The following is a 1,462-nucleotide window of genomic DNA, read 5'->3' as shown; positions in this document are numbered from 1 at the left end:
TTGCCCGCAATATCCATGTCAATGCGCCGGTCTACGGCAAGACCATCCGCCTGACGGGCGGCGCCAGCCAATACAATTATGCCACCGGCGAAGCGACGGCGCTGACCGCCACGTCAGGCACGCCGGAATACGCGATCGACGGCACGGCACTCGGCGCCATGCAGGCCGACCGCATCAAGGTCGTCGTCACCGAGAAGGGCGCCGGCGTCAAGATGAGCGGTGACATGGCCGCCAATGCCGGCGAACTGACGCTGTCGGCCGACGGCAAGATCTCGATCGGCAATGCCTCTGGCCGCGATGGCGTTGCCATCACCTCGAAACAGAAGGCGACGGCCGCCAAGGTGACCTCGAGACAGAAGGTTTCGGTTCAGGCTGACCAGGGTATCACCCTGCAATCAGTCGCAGCGGATAGCGATATCGTGCTTGCGAACGGCACCGGTCTCTTGAGCGCCTCCGGCGACGTCAACAGCGGCACGAGCGTGCAGCTGAGTTCGGACGGCGGCATTGCCGCCGGCAGCGTCACCGCTGGCAATGGTGCTGCGACGCTTGTCGCCACTTCCGGCGATATCGCGATCGGTGGTGCTGCCAGCAGCACCGGCGACCTTACTCTGACTGCCACGGCCGGCTCGATCTCGGCCGCCTCGCTGTTGAGCTACAACAATCTCGCTCTTACCGCTGGTAATAGTCTTGCCGTTTCCGGCAATGTCCTGGCGCAGGGCAATGTCAGCGCCACTGCTCAGTCAATCTCCACCGGCATGGTTGTTTCCGGCATCAATATTGCTGCCACCAGTGCCGATCCTGGCGGGAATGTCGTTCTTGGCTCCGCAGGCAACTTGAGCTTGACGGCGACTCGCGGCACGATTGCCACTGGCAATCTGCAGTCGGCTGGAAGCCTCAACACCGGTGCGACCGGTAATATCACGGCGGGGAATATTCAATCAGCCGGCAATCTTACCGCGACCGCGACTTCGCTCACGGCCGCCAATGTTACTTCGCATGGTGGGCTGACCGTCAACGCTGCGATAAACGCAAGTGGTCAGATTCTGGGGGCGGGCGATATCCTGATCTCCGGGGCTGGCATTGAGGCGACCGCTATCGCGGCCGGCGTCGACTTTGCCTCGACCAACGCCGCCGGTGGCAACATCGTCCTAGGTTCGGCCGGCGCACTCGATCTAAAAGCTGCCGCCGGCACCATCGCCGTCGGCACGTTGCTGTCGGCCGGCGACCTGACTGCTCAGGCCTCGCTGTTGCAGGCAAATAACATCACGAGCCATGGAGCCGTCGGCGTCGCCGGCGGCGTCAATGTCGCCAACCAATTGCTCGGCGCGGGCAATATCACCATCAATGGCAACGCCAATGGTGTCAGCGCCGATCTTCTCGCCTCCGGCGTCGACTTTGCCGCGACCAAAGCCAATGGCGGTGATATCGTGCTCAGTGCGGGTGGCGGTGATCTGACGATCAA

At 62.7% G+C, this 1,462-nt stretch carries 1 protein-coding gene; it reads left to right on the top strand.

What is annotated here, in order from left to right; translation table 11 throughout:
- Nucleotides 1–1,462 (top strand): beta strand repeat-containing protein (locus PH552_RS33630; RefSeq protein WP_483315525.1); only part of this gene is annotated, 1,462 nt, incomplete at both ends.

The organism is Rhizobium aureum (genome assembly GCF_030182495.1).
GTDB classification, from domain to species: Bacteria; Pseudomonadota; Alphaproteobacteria; order Rhizobiales; family Rhizobiaceae; genus Rhizobium; species Rhizobium tropici_C.
This window is presented reverse-complemented; position numbering and strand designations above follow the sequence as displayed.